At 59.1% G+C, this 23,247-nt stretch carries 12 protein-coding genes; 1 reads left to right on the forward strand and 11 read right to left on the reverse strand.

Annotated elements, in window-relative coordinates; all coding sequences use genetic code 11:
• The 10 genes from ACK8OE_RS19975 to ACK8OE_RS20020 all read right to left on the reverse strand — a co-directional run.
• Positions 1 to 336 (reverse strand): twin-arginine translocation signal domain-containing protein (locus tag ACK8OE_RS19975; RefSeq protein WP_410274081.1); only part of this gene is annotated, 336 nt, incomplete at its 3' end.
• Between the two features lie 56 nt (positions 337 to 392).
• Positions 393 to 1,373, reverse strand: a complete 981-nt coding sequence (locus tag ACK8OE_RS19980; RefSeq protein WP_410274082.1) for a pectinesterase family protein — start codon at positions 1,371 to 1,373, stop codon at positions 393 to 395.
• Positions 1,374 to 1,375: 2 nt separating this feature from the next.
• The gene (locus ACK8OE_RS19985; protein WP_410274083.1) at positions 1,376 to 3,004 is read right to left on the reverse strand and encodes a family 43 glycosylhydrolase; all 1,629 of its coding nucleotides are present in this window, start codon (positions 3,002 to 3,004) and stop codon (positions 1,376 to 1,378) included.
• An 87-nt stretch (positions 3,005 to 3,091) separates the two neighbouring features.
• Positions 3,092 to 5,749, reverse strand: coding sequence for a glycoside hydrolase family 3 C-terminal domain-containing protein (locus ACK8OE_RS19990; RefSeq protein WP_410274084.1), 2,658 nt, complete (start codon positions 5,747 to 5,749; stop codon positions 3,092 to 3,094).
• A gap of 7 nt (positions 5,750 to 5,756) precedes the next feature.
• Positions 5,757 to 7,349: a pectate lyase gene (locus ACK8OE_RS19995; RefSeq protein WP_410274085.1), complete on the reverse strand. Its 1,593-nt coding sequence runs from the start codon at positions 7,347 to 7,349 to the stop codon at positions 5,757 to 5,759.
• A gap of 413 nt (positions 7,350 to 7,762) precedes the next feature.
• Positions 7,763 to 11,203 (reverse strand): TonB-dependent receptor domain-containing protein, encoded by a 3,441-nt coding sequence (locus ACK8OE_RS20000; RefSeq protein ID WP_410274086.1) that lies wholly within the window; start codon positions 11,201 to 11,203, stop codon positions 7,763 to 7,765.
• A gap of 476 nt (positions 11,204 to 11,679) precedes the next feature.
• Complete coding sequence (locus ACK8OE_RS20005) at positions 11,680 to 14,688, reverse strand: TonB-dependent receptor (protein WP_410274087.1); 3,009 nt, start codon at positions 14,686 to 14,688, stop codon at positions 11,680 to 11,682.
• Positions 14,689 to 14,921: 233 nt separating this feature from the next.
• Complete coding sequence (locus tag ACK8OE_RS20010; protein ID WP_410274088.1) at positions 14,922 to 15,884, reverse strand: FecR family protein; 963 nt, start codon at positions 15,882 to 15,884, stop codon at positions 14,922 to 14,924.
• 2 nt (positions 15,885 to 15,886) lie between these two features.
• Positions 15,887 to 16,384, reverse strand: a complete 498-nt coding sequence (locus ACK8OE_RS20015) for an RNA polymerase sigma factor (RefSeq protein ID WP_410274089.1) — start codon at positions 16,382 to 16,384, stop codon at positions 15,887 to 15,889.
• Between the two features lie 260 nt (positions 16,385 to 16,644).
• On the reverse strand, positions 16,645 to 19,638 hold the full coding sequence (locus ACK8OE_RS20020) for a sugar-binding domain-containing protein (RefSeq protein ID WP_410274090.1): 2,994 nt from the start codon (positions 19,636 to 19,638) through the stop codon (positions 16,645 to 16,647).
• Positions 19,639 to 20,005: 367 nt separating this feature from the next.
• Here ACK8OE_RS20020 and ACK8OE_RS20025 point away from each other — a divergent pair, with 367 nt between their 5' ends.
• Entirely contained in the window at positions 20,006 to 21,628 is a 1,623-nt protein-coding gene (locus ACK8OE_RS20025; protein WP_410274091.1) for a family 43 glycosylhydrolase, read from the forward strand.
• 304 nt (positions 21,629 to 21,932) lie between these two features.
• Here ACK8OE_RS20025 and ACK8OE_RS20030 read toward each other — a convergent pair whose 3' ends face one another.
• Positions 21,933 to 23,183 carry a tyrosine-type recombinase/integrase gene (locus ACK8OE_RS20030; protein WP_410274092.1) on the reverse strand — a complete coding sequence of 417 codons (1,251 nt, stop codon included), beginning with the start codon at positions 23,181 to 23,183 and terminating at the stop codon, positions 21,933 to 21,935.
• Positions 23,184 to 23,247: the final 64 nt, after the last annotated feature.

Here is a 23,247-nt window from a genome sequence, read left to right on the forward strand (position 1 = left end):
GGCATAGCGGTATTCATCGCCCGTATAGGGCCGCAATCCAAAGCGGCCCCAGAAATGCTGCTCAACCGTGGCCGGAAGGGTAACCGTGGCTTCGGGGGTCAGCGCGCCCCACCCTCCCGTCGGTGGATTGACCGGAAGGGTCTTCAGGTCCGCCTGCGTCGGCAGATAGATGACATCGTCCTTATAGGGAGCTTTTTCGTCGATCCACAGGCTCCAGCCCTCGTCGGGTACACCCCACGCAGATGTCTCCGCGCCTGCTGAGGGGGCCGCCACAGCAGCGGCGGCACCACTCGCGGCGGTAACGGTGAGAAAATTACGGCGATGGAGTTGGGTCATGGTTCACTCAGGAGCTCCCTCTTGCCGGTTCGCGAACAGAGGGTGGGAAAAGGTCGTTATTGAATCCAGTTACGATCGGGGAACACGCTCTCCAGCCGCCATTTTGCGGCCTGATCGGCGGTTAACCGCTTGGCCCAGAAGGCCCGCTGGCTGACATCCGCACCGGGTCCACTGGAATTGTATTCGGCAAAGTGCGCCGTGGCGTAGGTCTCGGTCTTGCCCGGCGTCCATTCGCGCCAGCCTTCCGGATGGATGCGCCCGTCGATGCGCGGATCGAGGAAAATGACCTGCGCATAGGGTCGCCACGCCCGCCCGAAATAGTAACTCCCCTCGCCTGCCGTGGTAATGCGACAATGATCGAACACATAGGCCGTGGTTTCGCTGTCGGCCGTGCGGCTGTGGGCCGTGATGAAGGCGCCGTTCCGCTCAATGATATGCAGATGGCAGCGATCAAAGAAGGCCAGCGCATTGCCGAAGATGAAATCGACATGCCCTTCGATGTAGCAATCCTTATAGTACTGACGGCTTGGGAGGGTCGGTTTTTTTGACGCCGCATAGAGGGTGTCCTGCGCCCCCAGTAGCCGGACATTGCGTAAAACCGCACGGTCAGCGCTTATCGATAAGGCCACGGCCTGAGAGGGATTGTCCGGCTGAGTGAGGTGGTAGTCGTTCTGGATTGTCAGGTTGCTGGCGCGAAAGCCATCGCCACTGACGGTAAACGATGCCGACTTGCCCGTGCCCCCGGCCATTTTGGCGCTATCGCCCCAGACAATGACCACGTCTTCCGGCTTTTCGCCCTTCCCGACCAGATGCACGCCCGGCTTCGACAGGCTGAGTTTTTCGCGGTAGGCCCCCGGCGCAATCTCAACCACGCCTCCCGCGTCAGGCAGAGCCGCAAAAACCTCAGCCAGAGTCTTGTATTGCGTCGGTACACGCACAACAGGTCGCGTGCGCGCAAAAGCCGGCGCGATCGTAATGAGCGTAAGCGCTCCCGCACCGCAAAAGGCGCGGCGATTGAGCTGGATCGAATCCACCATGATTACAGCGCCCGGTATCGGAAGTTGCGAAAGCGTGCCTCGCCCTGCCCGGCGGCATAGAAGCCCGGCTTGAGCATCAGGAAGCCGCCGCGCACATTGTGGTGATAGCCTGACACCTCCATACCGCGGTCAAAACGCCGCCAGGTCTGACCATCAGACGAGGTGTCAAAGGTCACAATATGCCGGTCGTTGCGCAGGCGCATGAACATCCGGCGGCCGTGCGGATTGGCCGGACGCCCGCGCTCGATACCGTACTGATGCGTAACGAAGTTTTTGCCATCAAACCCCAGACCGCAATAGAGTTTGGTGTCATAGAACAGCAGCAGGCCGGCGCGCACGCCCTCGTCGATCTCGATATCCATCTCGATCTCATAGGCGGGATCACCGACTATGGTGATCAGCGGCGCGCCGGAGCTGGGCGCTTCACCCACCGCCCTGAGATGCAGCACGCCATTTTCACGGCGGATACGGCTTTTCTCGTCCGGCGACGGATTAAAGAAGTTCCACTGGATGCCGTACTTATCAGTCGTAAAGTCGTCCGACAGGGCAAACCCGTGCGGAGGCTGAAAGCCATGCGGTTTGCCACCCTTGGGCTTCTTTATGGGCTGCGACAGGTCACCGCCACCGAAATCAAACCAGCCGTCCTTCGACCACGTCACCGGGGCCAGCAGGGTCTGCCGCCCCAGCGTCCAGAAGCCGTTTTCATAGCCGTGATAAACGCCCCACCAGTCGCCCGCCGGTCCTTCGACCAGCGTGGCGTGGCCGCGCGACCACCACTTTTCTTCCGCGGACGTCGTGCGTACCAGCGGATTGCGCGGGTGGTGTTCCCACGGCCCGTTGATCGATTTCGAGCGCGCCGCAATGACCATGTGCCCGGTCGGCGGGCCCGCTGTGCCTCCAATGGCGAGGATCATGTAGTAGTATTGACCGTGCCGCGTGATCTTTGGCCCTTCCGGGGCAAAGCCTTCAACGATCCAGTCGGACGGATAGCGCCACGGATCATAGACGTGCTCGACCTCACCCGCCTTCGACAGACCATCGTCCGAGAGGCGCACGCGGTCACCGCCCGACAGGAACAGCCAGCGCGAACCGTCTTCGCCCACTGCGTGTCCGGGGTCGATGTGGCGCGGCAGATCGAGGTCGATCGGCTCGGACCACGGGCCTTCGATACGGTCGGCCCAGATCACCCATGAGGTGGTCTTTGAACCCGATGCCGAGGTCTTTTTGGTCGGGATATAGAGATAATAACGCCCTTTGTGCTTGCAGAGTTCCGGGGCCCAGACCGAACCGATATTGCGCGTCAGGGCCGGACCGATGGGCCGCCAGTTCACGAGGTCCTTCGAATGCCAGATCACCAGCCCCGGATAGGCGTCAAAGGTCGAAAACGTCATGTAATAATCGTCACCGTCCTTCAGGATGGAGGGATCGGGATGGTCACCGGCCATGATGGGATTGAGGAAGGTGCCGTCACCCAGATCCGGCTGACGCTGACCCTCTATCCCCTTGGGCCAGGTTTTGGATTTGGTGGTGGCGGCTTTTGGCTTCACCACAGCTTCTGCAGCGGGCGGCGTACCGAATATTAGTGCGCCTAAGCCCAGTCCCTTAAGTGCACTGCGCCTGTTCGTTGTCATTTTAGCATTTCCTTCTGAGGTTTGTTATGTCGTTGCCGTACCTTCCCCTCTGGCCAGTTGATCTCGCAACTGCGGTCGACACTCGGTTCAGAAACGGGGCAACACCTTCCGATCATTCACCTTCAGCTTCAACTCGGCCCCCGCGGTCGCAGGCAGGCTTCCACTCCCAGTGGGCTGACCGCCGCCAACCCAGATCGTCGCTAATCCCGCGTCCGCTACACGCTGACCGTCGGTATTGACCACACTGAGAGCGGCGGGATCCAGTTTGAACGTCACTCGTTGCATCTCTCCCGCCTTGAGGCTGATGCGTTTGAAGGCTTTCAACGCCCTGACAGGTGCAGTCGCCCCAGGACGAGAAACGTACAATTGCACTACCTCATCGCCTTCACGCCCGCCGATATTTTTGACCTCGACTGAGACATCAAGAGAGTCACCAGCCGTCACTGAGTTACGGCTGGCCTTCGCGCGGCTATAGGAAAAGTTGGTGTAACTCAGCCCATGACCGAACGGATACAAAACCTCGCCCTTGAAATAACGGTAGGTGCGGCCATCCATGCTGTAATCCTTGAATGGCGGTAAATCATCGGCGGTCCTATAAAAGGTCACCGGCAGCCGACCCGCTGGACTGAAATCCCCGGCAATAAGGTTGGCTACGGCGCGCCCCCCCTCCCCGCCCGGGTACCATGCCTCGATAATAGCTGGCAGGTTCTTATCTGCCCAATTGATGCTCATGGCGCTGCCATTGATGAGCACCAGCACAACTGGCTTGCCCAAAGCGTGTAGGTTTTCCAACAACTTCTGCTGTGGCGCAGGCAGATCTAGACTGGTACGGTCGCCACCGGCGAATCCCGGCGCCATGACCTTCATCTCTTCGCCCTCAAAGCGCGACGTCAAACCGGCGGCGAAGACCACCAAATCGGCAGCCTTAGCGGCCTCCAGCGCCTTGATGTCGTTGGCGCTGGGCTGACTCCACTGGATACGGTGGTCGCCGCGTTCGCCCTTTTGCGCGGCCTCGATACGAATCTTGTAGGCCTTGCCCGCCTCCAGCGGCACGGTGGTGTCCGACGTCGGCCAGGCGATGTCCCAAACATCGGCCACGAGCTTGTCGTCGATGAAGACGCGATAACCGGCGTCTCCCGTGTAGCGGAAGCGATAGCCACCCGTCTCGGTCGGCTTAAGATAGCCCGACCAACGTACCACGCCTTCACGCGCCTGCCGCGTTGGCCAGCCCCAGCGATACTGGGCGTTTTTGACGTCTGAAGTGGAAGCGGGAGTGCCGTCGAAGTTCAAAGTACTGAATTCTTCGGCCTTCAGCCCAGGCAGGGTACAGGCGGCGTCCACACAGAAGGCGCTATCCGGGATGTTTTCCAGCGGCGGCCCTACCCAGCCCGTGCCTTCAACGAAGGTGACCTCGGCATTGGGAAAGCGTGATTTGAGCCCGGCGTAGATCGTGACGGGCTTGGAGGGAGTGCCATTATAGTTACCGACCAGCGCCTCGACACTATTGGCATTCGGGCCTATGACGGCGATGCGGCGCGGATCTCCCTTTAGCGGGAGCAAGCCGTCATTCTTCAGCAAAACCAGCGATTTTTCGGCGGTTTCCAGCGACAGGGCGCGGTGTTCCGGTGTGTCGTAATCTGTCGGTTTGATACCTGCAAACGGGCCGGTATAGGGCTGATCCAGCAGGCCCAGACGGAAGCGGATCTCGAACAGACGTACTAACGCAGCATTGAGTTCAGCTTCGCTCAGGAGGCCTTGCTTGACCGCGTTGACCGTGGTTTGAGGATCGAAAGTCTTGTTAGACACAAAGTCGCAGTTGAGGTCCGTCCCCGTCTTCCACGCTGAAGCGATAGCCTGTTCCGGTGTTTTGACGTAGGCGTGCGAGGTAGTCAGGTAGAAATCGGCGATGGCCGCGCAGTCCGATACGACGTGACCTTTGAACTTCCATTCCTTCCTGAGCAGGTCCTGAAGATAGGGCGTGTAGCCACAAGCCGGAACGCCATTGATGGCATTATAAGCGCACATAATCCCCTCTGCGCGGGCCTCGGTAATGGCCGCATGGAAAGCTGGCAGATAGGTGTCCGTTTCATCGCGCTTCGACGGGTGAACGTCATCGAAATGCCGGTCAGCCTCGGGCCCCGAATGGACGGCGAAGTGCTTGACAACCGCGGCGGTCTTGGGGTGATTGGGGTCATCGCCCTGCAAGCCTTGAATAAAAGCCACGCCCATGCGCGAGGTCAGAAACGGATCTTCGCCGTAGGTCTCCTGCCCCCGCCCCCAGCGCGGGTCGCGGAAGATGTTTACGTTCGGCGACCACACGGTCAGGCCCTGGTAGCGCTTGGTGCTGCCGTCTGCGCTGCGCAGGGTCTGGTTCTTGGCGCGGAACTCGGTAGCGATGGTGTCGGCTACACGGTGGATCAGCGGCGTGTCCCATGTCGCCGCCAGACCGATCGCCTGGGGAAAGACAGTCGCCTCCCCAGCACGCGCGACCCCGTGCAACCCCTCATTCCACCAATCATAAGCCGGAATACCAAGGCGCGGAATGGCCGCAGCCCCGCTTTGAATCTGAGCCGCCTTTTCTTCCAGCGTCAGACGCGCCACGATGTCCTTGGCTCGCACTTCAGGCGAAAGGGCCGGATTGCGGAAGGCTTCTGCCATCGGGGCGGCCATGGTGGGCAGCGTTGCGACCGATGCCGCGGCCAGGGGTGCGAACAAGAACAGGCGGAGCAAGGTTTTCGTCTTCATATACGCCTCACGTGTCAAGAAAGCCGATCAACCGGCTCATATTGTTGATATAGGTGCCGGTCGAAATACCGATGACCGGCTCGGCAATGGTGAACGGCGAGGTGTCGCGCGCGTCGATCTTCTCGCCTTTCGCCGTCATAGACGGTGGCAGTTTTTCGGCCTCGGCATCAGGGTGGTAGATATTACTGGTGGCGTAGAGCGGGGTCGGCCAGTAGCCCTCGGCATTCAGTCCGGCGATCAAATCCGCGATGGAGCCGCGTGCGCCCTCAGCCATATTGAGATCTGAGCCTTGCACGTCCCTGACCACGAAATAGCGCGGCAGTGGCACGCCGCTTTTGTTCAGAAGCGGCGAGTCCTTCGTGGCCTCGGATTTGGGCATCGCTCGGACGCGTGCCAGTTCGCGCCTTAGCCGGGCGACATCAAGCTTTCGGTTGACCCACGATACGCCGTCGGCTGGTACATAGGTGACGGCGTTGCGCGCATCGCCCGACCAGGCGCCGCTCCCGTTGAGGTAAAGGGCACGGTTGGTCCCGACCTCGATAAAGGTCGGATGGGTGAACCCGTTGAGCTGCCTCTCTTTCGGCAATTCCATGCGATCGAGCCAGTCGAGCGCCGCGTCGAGTCGCGCCAGATATTTCGTATCGCCCGTCCAGCGGTAGAATTTTATCATCTGTCCCACGCAGGCCTGCGTAGTGTGGGTGGCCAGAGACGCGGGCTCCGACGAGCGGGCGCCGGCAGGGATCAAATCTGGGGTATATTGCAGCGCCCAACCCGGCTGGGGGTCACCCTGCTGCGCAAGAATGAAAATTCCCATTCCACGCTTCAGCGGCTCAAGCACGCGGCGCTCGCCCAGTGCCTGATAGATGCGCATGAGGAAGTCCGTATTGTTGATCGCCACCTCGTCGTTGAAGGTGATATTGGCCGTATAGTCCGGCAAACCGCCGTTGGAATACTCTCGGTTGATTGGAAAGCGCTGTGGCCAGCCGCCGCCCGGGTACTGAGCATCGATGACGAAATCGACCACGCGCTCCAAGGGCGCGCGGTATTTCGGATCGCGCTTTTCCAAATAGAGCCTGAGTAGAAACTCGCCGCTTTCGACCGTGCCGCCATCATCGAAGGTGGCGTTTCCATAAAAGTGGCGCATTTCCTCCAGCCTTCGGCCGTGCGATCCGATCGTATCGTACCAGTCCATCAGAGAGGCTTCACCCGCGAAGTCGATCATGTAGTGCCATCCGCCAGATGGATGCTGGCCCCATATGAGCGCACCCGCCACATCTTCGGCCGCCTTATAATATTGCTCCTCTTTGGTGGCATGATAGGCATCGAGGAAGAGGTGGCCCATGCTCGGTGTGCCTGGAGGCTGCACCCAGATCATCGAGGGTTTGGCCTCCATCTCGCCCCAGCGGCGTGAGAAGTCAGGCAAATAGGACCACACATAGCCACCATTAACCGCAACCTTGTCCGTCATAAAGCGCGTTGCGCGGCGCATAGTGTCGAGTACCTCTGCCCGAGTCGCCACCGGGGCACCCTGCGAGCCCGCCGTGTAGGCGCAGGCCCCGCTAGCCATCAGTCCGGCCAGATAGTGACGCCGATTCATCATAACGCTATCCTTCTATCTGTTTCCACTGAAGACCGGATATGCCTTCAGATCGATAGTGCATTTCCATGCCTGAAGCGGGTGTTCCTCGTTCCTCTCCGGGCCTGCAAGTTACGGCTTAAGTCTTCGAGGTCGTCTTCCCCTGCCCTCAGCAACGGGTACATGCCCATTCTCAGCGGTGAGCTGGAAAGTGCGGGCCGCTTGGAACCACAAGCGCCCATAAGGCGTCATGCGGAGATGCGTGAAAGTGGTCCAGACAATCTCCGCGAGTCCGTAAGAAAAACGAAAAAGAAGCAGGTTGCGGCAGGAGGTCCGCAACCTGCGCCGTATAGGGACGCTCGGTATCCCCATGCGAAGTTGACCGAAGCCCGTCTCACAGGGAGAACGGAGACGGGTTCAAAATCATGCGTTACAGATTAGTATTTGTAGCGCAGTCCGAGCCTAAAGTTGCGACCGGTAGAGCTGTAAGAGGTCAGTACGGGGTCATTGTAGGCGTATTGACGTCCGGCCTCATTGGTCAGGTTGAGAGCCTCGAAGGTTATGCTGAGGCGTTTGATGGGCGAATAGCGCATTGACATGTCGACATTGGTCGTGCCGTCGGTAATGCCAAATTCGTTGATTAGCGGAGAGTTACAGGCCGAGCCATTGGCTTGGAGCCCCGGATCGCAGCTGCCGACGCCGATCGGATAGGTTTTGTAGAACTGATCGCGGTCGGCCACTGAGATGCGGGCGTTGAATTTTTTTGTCTCGTAGTAAAGCGTGAAGTTCATACCCTTAGGCGACGAACCCAGCCACGGACCGGCCGCCCACACCGCCGGCCGGGTCACGACGCCAGTACCAGGCGTCACCGCCCCCGGATCGACCAGGTACATGAACTCGGATTCGAGCTTGGTCATGTTGAACTGGACGCCAAGGTTCTTGAAATACCAAGGCAGAAAAGTCAGATCCTGCTGAACACTGAATTCCCAACCTTGCAGATAACCGCCCGGTGTATCGCGCGTCTGACGGGCCTGAACCATACCGTCCGCATCGATCCAAGAGCGTCGGTTGACGTCGCCACCGGTTAGGCCCGGGAATTGCAATTTCAGCGCTTCGCGTTCCTCGGCGTTGAGGAATTCCGAGAGACGGCCTTCGTAGAAGATGGTCTGTGGGAATGAGCTGATCTCCTTGCGGAACCAGCCGAGGCTGATCAGTCCGCCCTGCGCGAAATACCATTCCGCCGAAACATCGTATGAGTTACCGCGATACGGAGACAGCTTCGGGTTACCGACCGACAAGGAGCCGAAGGCCGACAAGTCGGTACCCGACGGCACATTGATGGCGGTTATTTGCGGGCTGAGAATGCCAAGCGATGGTCGCGCCATGACCTTGGCCGCGGCTGCGCGAATGTACAGATTGTCGAACACCTCAAAGGTAACGTTCCCCGACGGCAAAGTGTCGGTATATTTATTGTTACCGGTGACTGTGCGGCCGACCGTATTCTGACCGATCGAGTTAATCTCGGTTTCCGCCTGGCGTACGCCGATATTTCCCGATAGGCGACGCCCGCCAAGAACGGTGTATTTGAAATCCACCTGCGCGTAGTAGGACGTATTGTCCTCCGAGACTTTATAGGCGGCACGGCCACGCTTGGTTGAGATGGTCCAGTCACCATATTTGTTGATGCAGTCACATTTGAAGCCGAAGACGGAATCGAAGGCTTCGATGTTAGGCACGAAGAACTTGGTCACGGTACCGGCCTGAAGATCGAGGCCCTGCCCGAAGTCCACAACATTACCCAACGAAGCGACGCTGACCTTGGCTTCCTTTTCGGTTGGGTTGACGATATCGGAGCCACGCGACCAGTTCTGCGTCTCAAACTCAAACTTGCGCTGGGTTCCCCCGAAGCGGAAGGTCAGGTTTTCGTTCCAGTCGTAGGTGAAGTCGGTCTTCCAGCCGGCGTACTTGTTTTCGGTATAGCTGCGGTAGTGACGCATTGCCGACAAGCCCTTAACGATGCCCCAGTTATTGGGGTTCGCTGCGTCGAAGCCGGGATTATAGACCGGTAGGCTATCTTTGTTCCGCTGATCCCAGACGAAGGTTTCCTGAGCGTCCAGGCGGTTGAACTCTACGAGATAACCATGTTGATCATTGGTTGAATTCGACACCCCCAAAGCTAACTTGCCGAACAAGCGGTCTGTGAACTGATGCGTCAGTTCGAACGAGGCCTGGGCGAATTCCGTCGTATAGACAGCGCGGTCGGCGCCCGAACGCCAATCGACATTCGTTAGCTCGAGATAGGTGACATTCTGACCTTCGACTTCGGCAGCCTTCAGCTTGACCGAGGGCCGTCCGATAAGGTCGCCACGGAACGGCAGGGTTGTCGCAGCGCCAGCATAGCCCGGCGACAATGGATTCGTATAGTATTCATAGGCATCGAGGTTGTTCGGATTTACGCTATAGGCATATCCCGGCAACACAGCCGTGCCGTAAAGTGCCGTGCCGCAGTCGTAACCGGCATTCAGCGCGTTCTCCGTAGCCGAAGAGCAGACGCCGGGATAGAGGGCACGACGCTGAGCGTCGGTAAAGGTGGTACCCGCGCGTGCCGTCGCTGTCGGAACATTGGCGCCATATGCGTAGCTGGCATTGGTGTTGTTACGATTCAACCCGACAGCGCCCAACTGATAATTGGTGCTTTCACTCTTGAATTTCGAATAAAGGACATCGATCGACACGCGCGTGCGCGGGGCCATCTGCATCTGAAAGCCCGTTGTAATACCGAGGCGTTCGGTATCAACATTGCGTTGGCTAACCGAGGCGAGCGCCGGGAAGCGGATCAACGAGTCGTTACAGCCGCTCGTGGTGGGCGTTAGCTCGGCAACCGGCTTGGCCAGCGCCGCAGCGCAGCCGGGGTGTAGCTTGGCGTAGGCGACCGGATCAGAACCCGTAAGTTCTGCATAGGCCAGTGGGTTAGCAACAGGGTTGTAGTAATTTGCCGGATTGGCTTTGTACGCGGTCAACGCCGTCCCTGTCAGGGTCGTCGGGATCAGAGCGGTGAATTGCGTCCCCGTTGGCGCCGCAAAACCCGCCCGGCCCGGCAATTCGTCGCCCAAATAGTCAGTCGAACGGTAGACATATTCCACGCCGCCCGGGCTACGAGCGTAGTTGTCGTCTTCAGAAGACCGCTTTGCATAGGCTGCCGACATAAGGAAGCCAAGCTTGCCGTCGGCCCAGCGCTTAGATACCAGACCTGTTATCCGCGGACTGCTGGACTTGCTGTTCTCGTAATAGGAGTTTTCAGCAGAGAAGGCGAAGGCCGCGCCCTTATAGTCGAATGGACGCCCGGTGATCAGATCGACCGTCGCGCCTAAGGAGCCTTCGTCGGCATCGGCGGAAGACGACTTACGCACGCGAACCGAACTGAACAGTTCCGAAGCGAAAGCGTTGAAGTCGAACGAGCGCGAACGGTTCGGGCTGCCATCGGCATTGTTGGCCCCGGACGTCGACAGCGCCTCCATATTATTGATGCGCACCCGCGAAAAGCCACCATCTAGGCCGCGGACCGAGATGGTTCGCCCCTCGCCGTTGTCACGGTCAATAGAAATGCCAGGGATGCGTTGAAGCGATTCCGCAAGGTTCGAATCCGGAAAGTCCGCAATGTCTTCGGCGTCGATCGCATCCATGATGACGTCGGCGTTCTTCTTCGTACGCAGCGCGCTTTGCAAGCTGGCGCGGTAGCCCGTGACGACAATCGTCGTCGTGTCGTCGGACGCAGCGGGAGGTGCAGGGGGGGTGTTCTGCTGCGCCATAGCCGGCGTCAGCGATAACTGGGCAATCACCGCCCCGGCGGATATGCCCGCCATCAGCAGCTGGCGCATGGCGTCCCGGCTCTTAAATCCTGAGTTCATCGAGTTGTGTTCCCTGTGACTGCTTTATTGACGACCGTCATTTCCGCGTCTGAGGCGGTTTGCGGTCGTCGCGTTTGACTTCGCGCTCTGCCATCGCAGGCACACCAAAATGGTAGCGCTAACCTTTTTCACATATCAAGCATAAATATTGAGAAATTGAAGTATTTAATGCCATTATGTATTATGTTGCAAATATAACACTAAGTAAAACTCCGAATTCAATTCATGCAAATTCGCGCCACCCATTCACAACGGGCAGCGTTACTCACCATTACGGAGCGATAAATATTTTGCGTTATTCTTGACTCTCAATGGTCATGGCATTTCCGTTTCCCGTTTTTTCTATGCGGGTAACGCAAGGCTGCATTCCCGCTTACTGGGATTGACGAACCACATCCTCATTCCAGACAGGACCGGATCGATTTTTTTTGAAAAACTGCTCGCGGTCAGCGCCGAAAGCGCAAACCCATATAGATTTGGCGGCCTGCCAGATTGCTGCCAGCGAGCAACGGAGCGGATGAGCGATCCCAAGTAACGGTCTGCGCGCTTGTCAGGTTGAGTCCTTCGAGGCTAAGCGTCCATTGCGGCGTCAGGGCATAGCTGGCCGAAAAATCCCAGTAGGTCGCGGGCTCCGTGCCGCTCGAATCGGTATTGAACGAGCCCGGCACATTGATCAGGTAGCGATCGCGATAGCTGGAAGAGACACGAAACTGCACTGGTCCAAGTTCGTAGAAACCGGTCACGCTGTAGGCGTGACGCGATAGATTGATCAGATCATTGCGAGAAGTGATGACAGGCGGGGTCCCACTGAGATAATCGATGCGGCTATGGGCATAGGTGTAATTGACCTTTACCCCCAGGCCCGACCACGGCTGCGGCAATGTCTTGAAAGTGTGCTGATAGTTGAACTCCAGCCCCTTCAACGGTCCACCGGGCGTATTGACGACACTGGTGACGTGGAAGTCGTCGGTAGCCTCCACTCCTGTATTGGCCAGCAGAGATTCGGGCAGACCCGTCGCTGCAAATGGCGCGACATAGGTCAGGTTTTGGATGTATGTCGAGATGTCCTTATAGAACAACGCCACCGAGACGGTGCTGTCGGTCGAGGGATACCATTCCCAGCCCAGATCATAACTCACCGCGCGGATGGGCTCGATAAATGGATTGCCAGTGGTGACCAGACGACGCGCCCCGCTGACCGTGATGGCCGTCGCTGCCGCCAGACTTCCTAGAGGCGGGCGCGCCATGACTTTCGCTGTGCCAATGCGCAGAAACATCTCGTCGGACAGGCGCCAGGTAGCGTTGAACGATGGCAGGACATCCGAATAGGTCCGAGCCACCCGGGTCAGAACGAAAGCATCGGGTTCGGCATCGGTTGGCACATTGCTGTAGAACTCAGAGGCCTGTCGCGTGCGAACGGCCCGCACGCCGACGTCGCCGCTCAAGGGCCGCCCAGCCAAATTGGTGCGAAAATGCAGCTTGGCGAAGACCGCCTGATCGTTTTCGATTACCGATTGGTTTTGTCCGCGTGCCGCCACATTGGTCGTCGATGCGGCCGTGCGCCCGCTGTTGGCGTAGAGATCGTAGGCCACCGCAAAGGCTTCTGGCTTCGGTACGACCCAACAGCGCGGCGTTCCTTCTGGTGGGGCGATGACGCCTAGTCCGCAGAACAACTCGGTCAAACCCATCAGGCCATTGGCGGGCAACGGAAAGTTCGCTTCCCCGCCGTCGAAGCGATAGCTGACAGAGCGAAACCCATACCGTTTCAGTTCGAATCCACCATCGAAGCGCCACCTTGCACCGCGGTCGTGGCTTAGGGCTATCTTGAAGATATCGTAGTCATTTCGCAAAAAGTTGGGCCGCAGACGAATTTCTGGTCCCGCGCCGCCTGTCCCGCCCGGCTGAACGACACGAGGTCCGAAATACCAGTTGGATGGATCAGTAACGTCGAAACCGTAAAGGATCTTCGGATGCCCCTGACCGCCTTGACGCGTGTCGAAACTGTAGCCATCGACATTAAAGCGGTCGATCTGAACCGTCAGTTCCCTACCGTTATCGAAATCAGAACGCGAAGCGCCGAGCGTCGCCGAAAAGGACACAGCGTCGGAAAGCTTGTACTTCATCTGCAGCGCGCCCTGTCCGAAGCGCGTGCGGAATTCATCGACCGTGACCTCCGAGCGCACATCCACATTGTCGAAGAGGCCATAGGTGACCGCGCTGTTTTCATCGACTTCTACAGCGCGCGCCACGGTTTCCGGTTTGCCGCCCTGTGCCAGGCCACGGCTGAAACCAATAGCCTCCAGATAGTAGTCGCGCCGTCGCGTGTGGAAATCCGAATAGAGCAGGTCGAGCGACAGCGACAGGCGCCCCGTCGGTCGCCACTGGACGCTCCCTGTCACGCCGAACCGGTGTATTTCGCCGATCGAATTGGTGTAGCGGTAGAATTGCGGGTGGTAGGTGCTGTCGCGGTTGATCAAGGCATAGGCCGCCTTCGCCTGGGCAAGGTCTGCCGGCGCTACGTCGCATAAGCCACCCGTGCCCGCAGTCGGGATGCAGAAACCGCCATTGCCCGTGCCCTGATTCCAACCTCCGCTGTGTACGCCTTGCACCTCCAGCGGCATGTGCGACACCGAAGCCGAAAATAGTATACCCAAGGCATCGTTGCGAAAGTTGTCGCCGATAAGTAACGTCGCGCGCGAGCCATAGCGCTGACTGAGCGCCGAATAGCTCCCCTGAATCCCGCCCGCCAGCCGAAAGCCCGGCTTGTCGAAGGGTTTGGGCGTCATAAGGTTGACGGTCGCGCCCAGCGACCCTTCGGGTAAATCGGCGCTGGAGGTCTTCCGGACGTCCACCCGCCCGAAAAGTTCCGCGGGGAAGACGTTGAAATCGAAGCCACGGCCCTTGTTGACGCCGTAAGTCAGGCCGTCCGTAGCCGCCTGCGCCTCGACGCCGTTAATTTCGACGCGGGTAAAATCCGGCCCCAGTCCGCGCACCGAAATCGAACGCCCCTCTCCCTGATCGCGGGAGACCGCCACGCCTGGCATACGCTGCATGGCTTCGGCGAGGTTGTTATCGGGGAACTTAGCTATGTCTTCGGCAACGATGCTGTCAAGGACACCCGCATAGGCGCGCTTAACTTGCAGGGACTGCACCAGACTGTTCCGAAAACCCGTGACCACGATCAGCGGAATCTCATCAGAGGGCACAGCCGCGGCCACAGTCGATGGGGGCATTGGGAGGCGAGAGGATGAGTTAGCAAGTGGTTCGCGCACCATATATGAGCCGCCCTCCGTGCGCGCAAAGACCAGTCCGCTCTCTCCCAAGGCGCGCTCCAACGCCTTATCGAGGCTATAATTCCCTTTCAGTTCGCCAGACCGCCGACCGACAACTGCCGAAGGGGGAAAGACTATATTGACCCGATAGCTGCGCCCAATCGCCGTCAGTGCGTCCGCCAAAGGCTGCTCAGGTAAATTCAGGACAAGGGGATCTCGTGCTGCGGCAGGTGATGCCGCAACCATTAGTGTGCCCAGCAGATACAGGCCGGGCAGCCACCCGCCCGATGCGCGTCCAAATATCATGCCCCTGCTTCCGGCAATTCGTCCCGCCCACATGGGCAGGCGCGCCTATTTTTTTTTATGTGCGGCAGTGGAATGCCGCTTTGTAACCTTAGACCCTGTACCAATAGATGTCAGCGCCCCAGTTCGATAACCTCCCCAGAGCGACGCGCATGCAACCCGTTAAGCTGCGCCATGGTCGCGGCGAACTCCTGCGCATTACTGGTCTCAAAAACACCAGAAACCCTAAGACGCGCCACCTTGGGATCGGTAATGACAATGCGCATGGTGTTATACCGGTTAAGCTCACGCGCGGCTTCGGACAAGGTCGTGTCGGAGAAAATGATCTCACCGCGCCTCCACGCCATCACCGCCTCCAACGAGGGCCGGTCAACCACCAAACGCTCGCCTGCCACTACGATGGCGCGCTCGCCAGGCGACAGGATAACCGAGGCTGATAGCTTCGACGACGGGGCGCGGTCCTCATCGGCAGGCCCGACGCGGACGCGACCGCGCGCCAGCGTCACGGCCACCGCCTGCGGATCGCCTCGCACCACGAACGCCGTGCCCAGCGCCTCGACCTGTTCACCGCTGGCATACACGATAAAGGGCCGATCGGCGTCGTGACGTATATCGAACCACACCTCTCCGCGTTCCAGCGTCACCCTGCGCCGCTGTGCCGAATAGCTGACTAGAATTCGGCTATTGGTATTGAGCATGACGGCTGTGCCGTCGGGAAGGGTCGCCGACTCGCGCTGACCGACCCCGGTCTCATAGGCTAGAGTCTGTGTGCGGAGAAGAGGCGACACGCCGATCCCCAGCACCACGGCCGCTGCGATAGCCCCGCCGAGAAACAGAGCCCGACGCACGGGAAAGGCCTTTGCAGGTTTCGCGGGCACCGGGCTCATTTGAGCCGCCGCGCCCGGCAAAAGCTCCCACAGGTCAGTCACGCGCGCGAAAGCCTCTGCCGCGTCAGGAGAGGTTTTCAACCACGCCCGAAATGCCGCGTCAGTCTGAAGGGTGCGTTCCCCGTCCTGCAATCTGACCAGCCACGCAGAGGCTTCGGCCGCCAGCCGCTTCTTGTCATCGGCGTCCATCTTCACCATCCGTCCAGCCACTTCAACAATTCCAATGTGGCGCGCGCCACCTGCTTTTCCACCGCCGCGACCGACATGTCCTCCGCCGCCGCGATCTCCTTGAAAGTCCTGCCATCCAGCCGTCGACTCAGCAATATGCGCCGGGTTCGATCCGGCAGAGCGTTTAGCCCATCTGCCAGCCGCCTCAGTCGCTCGTGACTACGAAGCACTTCGTCCGGCAGCGGCGTCGGATCTGGGGGCTCCAGCGGCGCCTCCATCTGATCGACAACGGGCGACAGCCGTCGCCGCCGCGCCTGATCGATCGACAAGTTCACCGCCGCCTTGCTTAAAAGCGCGTCCGGCGACCGAATTTCGCAGGTAGGTCGGGTCTTTTCCGCTTGTTGGAAGCGCGCCACGCGCAAAAAAGCCTCCTGAACCAGATCGTCGGCGTCCTGAACCGGCGCCCCCTTTCGGAGGACCGCTCTTCGCGCATTGGCAAGGACGGTTCTGAAGCTTGTCATGGACATCCTGAGTTTAGCCCTTCACTGGCCCTAGTTTTTAGACGAACCGGAACCGCAATTCGGACATTTCGAGCGCGACTTTTTCGACGCCGACCGAGAAACAGCGAGGACCTGACGATCAAGAGGACCCAATAAGCGTCTAAGGGGGTACTTTCACAAACAATTCGCACGCGCAACGCAATCTGGGGCGCGACCAAAAAGGAACTGCTCTTAATTCGGATCAAACGACGCTGACGCAATGGGCGCCAAAATCATAATTTTCAACGAACCGGTCCCAGAATATCGGCCTCGACGATGCTCAGGATATTCCCCGTCTTGACCTTTTCCGCACCGGTCGAAGCCCCCTGACGATCGCTGGTCACTTCGATGATATTGCCGAAGCCGTCGCGGTCCTCGGTGCCCGATGTCAGCTCGATCCGCAGCTTCTGCCCGGTCTTCGCTGGCCAATTCAGATCGACATAGCCGAGGTTCTTTTCCGGCGTACCCGCGTAGACCACCACCCCGTCCAGCGTGATTTTCAGGGGATAGGTGCGCACGCGCCAGCCGGTCATGCGCAGGGACACGGAATTGACGGCCTGCGGTGTGCCGAGGTCGTATTCGATCCACGCCGTGCCGGCCGTGCCATCGGAATTCCACGTCGTCGCCTCGTTATCGTCGCGCGACCTGGCGGCCTCGGTTTGGTTGGAACCGGCGGTAATGCGGGCCACTGTCACGCCGCGTTTGGTATCGGTATAGGATGGGGTCGGAGGCGTCGGGCCGCGCTTGAGATTGACGGGCTGATAGTCCTCGGCGAACACTTTCGACAGGCCGCTCCTTACCGGCACGGACTTCGATGTCGTCGCGACCGTCGCGCCTTTTAAACCGTCCGCCGAAGCCGTCAGCGTCACCTTGCCCGCCTTTGTGGTCGCGCGGATCATGACGCGGTTGACGCCGCCTTCCACCGGCAGAACCTGAGACAGAACGTAATTGGTGGACGTCTTCTTGTCTCCCAAACCATTGGCGCCGATCTCTTCCTGCGCCAGCCCGCCCTTCCACACGGCGGCGCCATCCAGCTTGAAATTGATTTTATTGAAAGCCGTCGGCACGCGATTGCCCGCCGCATCGACCACTTCGACATCGACGAGCATGGCGTCCATGCCGTCGGCCATCAGCCCACGTGGCCCATAAAGCGGGGTCAGTTTGATTGCCACTGGCGCTCCCGCCGTCTTGCGCACATCCTCGGAGGTCTTGCCATCGGCATAGGTCGCCACGGCCTTCAGTTCGCCCGGCGCATAACTGACGTTCTTGAAGGTAAACAGGAAGCCGTCTGACTTCTCGCCCCTACCCAAAGACTTGCCATTGACGAAGAGTTCGACGCTGTCGCCGTTGGATGCCACGAAGATGTCTTTCCGCACACCCGGCGTGTAGGTCCAGTGACCGATAATGTGCGTGTGATGCCCTTCCGAATTGACCCAGCCGTCCCACATCACCTTGTGCACCCACAGGCTGTCTTTGGGGATGCGCATGGCATCGACCTCCCCCGAACGGCGGTAATTGTTATCGCCGCGGAAGTGCGAATTCGAGTCGGTGAAGCCGATATTGACGCCGCCCGCGCTGACCCGGTCGCCCATACCCGGACGGTAGCGGTAGAAGTCCCACCAGCGCTTGACGTTCTCTACCGCTATGCTTTCGACATTGCGGTTATAGGCCGGCGAATCCTTATGAAAGGGCGGGGTGAAGTCGTCCTGATAGGCGCGGGCCGCTTCGTCGCGCGAATATTCCGTTGCCCACATGGGCTTGGATTTCGACTTGTTGATGTACAGCATCTCACCGCCATATTCGGCTATCTTCGAACCCATCATTTCGCGTGAACCGATGGCGCGGCCACCATGCGGATCATAAAGGTCGCGCACGGCCTTCATCTGCGCCATGTGGGCTTCGGTAATACCCTTATTGCCGCTCTCATACAGGACGATCGAGGGGTTGTTGCGGTTATAGATGATGGCGTCGCGCATCAAATCCACGCGCAGATCGAAGCGGCGGTCCTGCGGATCGCCCTCCGAATCGCCCGCGGGCATGGCCTGCAACAGGCCCAGACGGTCCGCTGATTCCACGTCCTGCTTCGACGGCGTCACGTGCATCCAGCGCACCAGATTACCGTTGCCTTCCAGCATATGGTTGTTGCCGAAATCCGAAATCCAGGGCGGCACGGAGATACCGACGCCCGGCCATTCATTGGTCGAGCGCTGGGCATAGCCCTTGACCACCAGCACGCGGCCGTTGAGCGTAATCTTGCCGTTGCTGAAATCCGTCGAACGGAAGCCGGTGCGCGTATCGACGGCATCGATGACCTTGCCGTTTTCGCTGAGGGTCGTGGTCACCGTGTACAGATACCCGTAACCCCAGCTCCAGAAGTTGAGCCCCGTCACGCGCTGTTCCGCGCTGAGCGTCGCGGTTTGCCCTGCCGCCACGGTGACGGGCGCGCTGGTGAACTTTGCCACCCGTTTGCCATTCAGATCGCGGAGCTCGGCGCCATAGGTCAGGGTGCGGGGCGCGGCGGTGTCGTTCCTCACCTCGGACTCGGCGTGGATGGTCGCAGCCTTGGCTGCGATGTCGTAGTCCTTGCCGTAGATATAGACGCCCGTGGTTTCCAGTGACGACCACAAGGGCAGGGTCTGATAGACGCCGACGGTGAGGTGCAGAGCGACGGATTTATTGATGCCACCGTAATTCGCATAGAAGTTCTTATCCGACCACTGATAGCGCGTCCCGGTCGTGCGTTCGCGCGCCGCCCAGTCGTTGTTGACGCGCACGGCGATGACATTGTCACCGGGCTTCAGGGCCTTCGAAATATCGAAGCCGAAGGCCATGACGCCGTTTTCGTTATAACCGACCGATTGACCATTGACCCAGACGTCGGCGATGTGACGCACGCCCTCGAACTCGATGAAAACGTGTTCGGGTTTCGCATCGGCGGGCAGCTTGAAATGCTTGCGATACCAGGTGATACCGGTCTTCTGCGCGTGGATGTCCGAGGCAAAGGCCTCTTCCTCGTTGAAGGCATGGGGCAAAACGACGTCCTTCCACGTCCTGTCGTCATAAGCGACTTCCGAAGCCCTGGCGTCATCGCCGGTCTGCATCTTCCAGTCCCGATCAAAGCTGAAGCTCTGACGCGGCGAGGTGACCACGATCGATGCACGGTGCGCTTCGGCGGGCACGGTGAGCCCCCCACTAAGCGCCAACACCGAGACGAAGCTGAAAAAATGTTTGGACATGGTACACTCCCCGGCATTCGCATTGCGTATTTTTGCGGTCGCCCATCCCAAAAGTGCGTAACACCTAAATGAAACGCATAAGATTGACGAATTCGACATATTGGTCAGACCATTTACGCAGGTCGGGTCACAATCCGTCGCACGCGCGCAGAAGTAAGCGAATTTTGAAGGCAGAGATGTGTGAACCGGGGGAGCTAATTATAGCTTACCCTAGCGGCAGCACAGCTCCATGGGCTCGTCGCAAGGCCCGTAAGCTGCATCCTGGTGTCGTCGTCAGGTTGCCCCGATACAGGGCAAACCTAAAAAAGACTTTCGTTTAGAAATCGATATGTTAGGCCTTAATATCCCAACCTTTTGGACGCCACCTATGACAATCACCTCACGCCGACACCTGTTTGCCGCCGGTCTGGCCACAGCGGCAGCGCTCCCCACCAGCGCCGCCCTGCCCGCCACAGCGGCGTCAACTCCCAGACCGCGCTGGGGCAAAGGCATCGAGGGGCAGCGCAAGGCCGATCTGGGCAACGGCACCTATCTCAATCCGATCATTGCCGGAGACCACCCGGACCCGACCCTGCTGAAGGACGGCGAAAACTACTATATGACGTTTTCGTCCTTCTATTCCTACCCGGGCCTGATCCTGTGGCATTCGACCGATCTGGTGAACTGGACGCCCATCGGCCCGGCCCTATCCAAGCCGCTGGGCACCATCTGGGCCGTGGACCTGTGCAAGCACGGCGACCGCTACTTCATCTACATCCCCGCCGCGCCGGATGGGGGTGAATGGTCGATCTTTGCCATCTGGGCCGACCGCATCGAAGGCCCGTGGAGCGATCCGGTCGATCTCAAAATCAAGGGCTGCATCGACCCCGGCCACATGGTCGGTGAAGACGGCAAGCGCTATCTGTTCGTCAACGGCATCCGCAAGATTCGTCTGACCGACGACGGTCTGGCCACCGACGGTGATCTGGAAGCCGCCTATCAGCCGTGGACTTATCCTGACGAATGGGTGACAGAAAACTTTGCGCCCGAAGGCCCCAAGCTTCTGCGGCATGGGGACTATTTTTACCTCATCACGGCCGTGGGCGGTACGGCCGGCCCGGTGACCGGGCATATGGTCATTGCCGCCCGCTCGAAATCCATTCACGGCCCCTGGACCCATTGCCCGCACAATCCGCTGGTCCGCACGCAAAGCGACGCCGAACCGTGGTGGTCACGCGGTCATGCCACACTGGTCGAAGGACCTGCCGGCGACTGGTGGATGGTCTATCACGCCTATGAAAACGGCTATCGCACGCTGGGCCGTCAGACCCTGCTGGAGCCGATAGAGTGGATGAAAGACGGTTGGTTCCGCGCCAAGGGCGGTGATCTGTCGAAACCCCTGCCCAAGCCAAAGGGCGGCAAGACGGGCGCAGCGGGTTTTGCCCTTTCAGATGACTTCAGTCAGGACCGTTTCGGCGTGCAGTGGGCCTTTCACGACCCCAAGCCGGACGAGATGACGCGGGTAAAGCGGGAAAATCGCAGCCTGCGCATCACCGGGCGCGGCACCTCGCCCGCCGACAGCGCCCCCCTGACCTGCGGCGTCGGGGACCGGTCCTACCGCATCGAGGTGACGCTGGAACTGCAAGGGGAGGCCGAGGCCGGGCTCCTGCTGTTCTATAATCACAAGGCCTTTGTCGGTATCGGCTTTGATGGCGAACGTACCCGCACCTGGCAATATGCCGAGGATCAGGCGTGGAACCGTCAGACGCTGAAAAGCCGCAAGGTGCGCCTGCGCCTGACTAATGAGGCTAACGTCGTGACCTGGCATTATTCGGGCGATGACGGTCGAAGCTGGACGCGTCATCCAACGCGCATGGAGGTTTCCGGGATGCACCACAATGTGTTCGGTGGCTTTCTCAGTCTGAAGCCGGGGATTTACTGCACCGGCGATGGCGCTGTGCGCGTTACCGACTTTAATTATATTGCTACCCGTATGTCCGTACCCTCTTAAGAGCAGATGCAATTGGCTTGGCTGTAATTTTTGAGGCAGACCTGCGGTGGCCAGAATCAGGAAATAGAGGCCTTTCCGGCGAGAGTAAAACTCCAAGATTTGCCGGGATTTGGTAGTCTGAAATCACCAAGCCCCCCGCACGTCCTAGAAAGAGCGCAATCAGTTTAAGGAGCGAAGATGGCGCGCAATATATAATTGAGCGCCTTTTTATTCGCATTGACAGACAAACAGTTGGCTCTTTCCTCAAAACGATTTTGGCAATTCCATACCACCGAGCCGATTAAATAGAACGCCTAAAAGTGGATTAGGTGTCATGACTGTCAGGGATCTCCCAGTCCGCAGCGGGTGGCACGAGGACAGGCATGTATTTGCGCCCCTCGATCCAAGCATCGATCGTGTTCGCCCATTCCTGAAGCATATGGCGACGCTGCCGTTCATACTCAGCTTTGTTATAGGTGCCGCGCGACGTGCGGTTGTCCTCATGCGCCAGGGCCTTTTCAATCCAATCCTTATTGAAGCCCAGTTCATTCAGGAGGGTGGAACCTGTGCGTCGCAGGTCGTGAACGGTGAAAGGCTCCAGTGGCAGGCCCTCCCCTTTTGCCCGCTCTACGACGGCGGCAGTTATTCGGTTGAAGGTGGCATTCGACATCGGTTGATCAGCCTCGTAGCGAGACGGAAGCAAGTAGGGAGAATTACCGGCACAGGTTTTCAGAGCGACCAATATGTCCAGCGACTGTTGCGACAGATAGACATTGTGGTCGCGGTTCTTCTTCATTCGCTCCTTGGGAATGCTCCATACCGCGTTCTCGAAATCGACCTCATCCCAGGTCGCAAAACGTAACTCGCTCTTGCGCACCATTGTAAGCAGTAGAAACTTCATCCCAAGACGGATGGTTGGTAGGGTTGCGATATGCTCAAGCTGGCCGAACAGAACGCGTATCTCCCGAGGCGATAACGCCCGGTCTCTGGGAACGAAGGTTGCAATCGTGGATGCACTGACTTCATCGGCGGGGTTAGAAACCTTTTCGCCCCGGGCAATTGCAAACATGTAGATCAGCCGAACGATCTCGCGCGCGTGGATGGCGGTTGCCGGGGCGCCCCGCGCCTTGACCTTTTCCAGCATCACGCGCAGGTCGGGGGGAAGTATTTCGGACATCAGGCGCCGATCAAAGACCGGGAGGATGTCACGCTCATACACGGAGCGACGCATGGCCCTCGTGCTATCGGCCATCCGATGTTCCAAGAACCATTTTTCGGCCCACTCGGAAAAACTCTTCGCAGCCTTGCCGCGCTGTTTCTCCCGTTGCTTTTCGAGCGCTGGCGATAGCCCCTCTGCGATGGCCCGCTTAGCGTCTATCAGCTTCTCACGAGCCCGTGCCAGGGAAAGTCCTGCGCCACCGTAACGCCCCAGCGTCAGGGTCTCTCTTCGCCCATTCAAACGGTAGTCCAGCCGGAACGTGATCGACCCCGTCGGCTGGACGATAACGTACATACCGTCACGGTCGGCAACTTTATAGATTTTATCCCTTGGTTTCAGACTCTTAAGCGTAAGCATACGGCGTGTACCGCGGAAAATCTGCGCGCCTGAGACCGCAGCTTGTGCTCATATGAGCGCTCAC

Source organism: Asticcacaulis sp. W401b, from assembly GCF_046503825.1.
GTDB lineage: Bacteria > Pseudomonadota > Alphaproteobacteria > Caulobacterales > Caulobacteraceae > Asticcacaulis.